We start from the raw sequence: 2402 nt of genomic DNA, 5'->3' as shown, positions 1-2402 counted from the left end.
GACGGGGACGCGTCGGATCCGCGGGTGGCGGGGGTGTTGCAGTCGGTGTTGTTGCGGGCGTTGGGGAGCGTGCCGCGACTGGAAGTGTCGCTTGTGGATTGCGTGACGCTGGGGCAGACGTTCACGGGGTGCGCGCCGTTGGTGGCGGCGGGGATCGCGGCGCCGACCGCGACCGACACGGCCGGGTTGGCGGAGGCGCTGGACGCCGCCGAGGCGCATGTGAGGCGGGCGCAGCAGGCGCGGCACGACGGGGCGGGCGAGGTGCCCTTTCACCTGGTCGTGGTGGGCGGGCTGCCGCCGGGGCTGTCGCGGGCGGTGACGGGGCGGATCGCGGCGCTGGCGCACGCGGGGCCGCACGGGCGCACGCACCTGGTGTTGGCGGGGTGGTCGCCGCGGCACTCGCGCGAACAGCTGCCCGCCATCGACAACGCGACGTACGTCACAGTGGACGACGGCGACGGGACGCATCGGGTGGGCGGGATTCCCGCGCCCGTGGAGTTCGACCCGCCACCGCCCCCGCTGTTGACGCGCGGGGTGTACGAGGCGCTGGGCGAGCGGCATCGGGCCGACCGGGCGGTGGGCATGCCCGCGCTGATTCCGCCGCGGCTGTGGGAGGGGTCGAGCCTGCACGGGCTGACCACCGGCGTGGGACGCGACTCGCGCGGCGAGGTCGAGCTGTCGTTCGACGACGCCACACCCCACTGGCTGATCGGCGGGCGCACCGGCGGCGGCAAGACGGTGTTCCTGCTGGACGTCCTGTATGGACTCGCCGCGCGGTACGGGCCGCGCGAGCTCGCCATGTACCTGCTGGACTTCAAGGAGGGCGTGTCCTTCACCGAGTTCACGCCCTCGGCCCACGACGCCACCTGGATTCCGCACGTGCGCGCCGTCGGCGTGGAGTCCGACCGCGAGTACGGCGTCGCCGTGCTGGCGGAGCTGCGCACCGAGCTGAACCGCCGCGCCGCGGCCATGAAGCGGGTCGGCGTCACGAAGCTCGCCGACCTGCGAACCGCCCAGCCCGCGGAGGACTACCCGCGCGTCCTGGCCGTCATCGACGAGTTCCACGTGCTGTTCGCGGGCAACGACCGCCTGGCCCGCACCGCCGTGGCGCACCTGGAGGAGCTGGCCCGCAAGGGCCGCTCGTACGGCATCCACCTGGTGCTGGCCAGCCAGACCATCTCGGGCATCGAGGCGCTGTACGCCAAGACCGATTCGATATTCGGGCAGTTCCCGATGCGCGTCGCGCTGCCGGGCGCCAAGCGCATCCTCCACCACCTCAACGAGGCCGCCGAGTCGATCACCATCGGACAGGCCATCGTGAACCCGTCGGGTGGCGCCGAGGGCTTCAACCGCCCGATCAACTTCCCCGACGCCACCGCCGATCCCGAGCTGCTGCACGGCCTGCGCCGCGAGCTGTGGGAGCGCCGCGACGCCACCGCGCCCCGACCCACGGTCTTCGCGGGGTACGCCGAGCAGCACCTGGACGCCAGCCCCGACTTCGCGCGCCTGGCCCCGGGCGGGCGGCGCACCAGCGCCCTGGTGGGCCGCGCCGTCGACGTCGCGATCTCCACCGTCGCATGCGATCTGGACGCCGTGCCTGGACGCCACCTCGCCGTGCTCGGCACCTCCACCGTCGGCGCCGACGTGCTGCACGCCGCCACCCTCAGCCTGGCCCGCCAGCACCAGCCCGAGCGCGCCGTCTTCGTGCTGGCCGCGATGGTCGCCCAGGCCGACGCCGTCGTCGACGCCACCGCCGAGGCCCTGGCCGAGGCCGGGCATCACCACGTGGTGGTGCCGCCCCGCGACCTGGCCGCCCAGGTGCGCGGCCTGGCCGAACAGAACTCCCCCGACCGCCCCACCTACCTCGTCGTGTTCGGCGGCGACGCCTGCGGACCCGTGCTCGGCGCCACCGGGCTCGCCCAGCTGCGCATCCTCCTGAAACAGGGACCGGGACGCGGCGTCCACCTGCTGGGCTGGTGGCGCGGCGCGCAGCGCTTCATCGAGGACATCGGCGGCAGCGGCAACCGCGAGGACGTCGCCTGTCTGATGCTGCTCAACGTGCGCGGCAAGGAGATCGGGTCGTTCATCGGCGACATCAACAGCGAGTACGAGCCGCGCGCCAACCGCGCGCTTCTCATCGACCGGCACGACAACACCACCCGGCTGTGTGTCCCCTTCGTGAGACCGGGGCGGGAATTCGAGGAGCTCCCGGCATGAGCGACGGCACCTACCTGACCCTGCTGCACGAGCTGGAACGCTTGCGCAGCACCGACGCCGACGCCTCGGCCCGGTCCCGCCGCGAGCTCGAGCGCGACACCGCGCGGGTCGCCGCCGCGCGGGACCGCGCCGAGACCGAGCGCTCCGCGCTCACCGAGCTGGCGGGCCGGTTGTCGGCCGCGGTG

General features: G+C 73.8%; 2 protein-coding genes. Both read left to right on the top strand.

What is annotated here, in order from left to right:
- Window positions 1-2217: FtsK/SpoIIIE domain-containing protein (locus tag VE172_RS10895; protein WP_324801123.1), on the top strand; the 2217-nt coding region annotated here is incomplete at its 5' end.
- The coding region (locus tag VE172_RS10890) for a hypothetical protein (protein ID WP_324801120.1) at window positions 2214-2402 on the top strand (189 nt) is incomplete at its 3' end. The genes VE172_RS10895 and VE172_RS10890, both read left to right, overlap by 4 nt.

Origin of the sequence: Stackebrandtia sp. (assembly GCF_035643755.1) — a bacterium.
In the GTDB taxonomy this organism is placed as follows: Bacteria; Actinomycetota; Actinomycetes; order Mycobacteriales; family Micromonosporaceae; genus Stackebrandtia.
The sequence above is the reverse complement of the archived record's forward strand: the minus strand, read 5'-3'. Positions and strand labels throughout refer to the sequence as shown.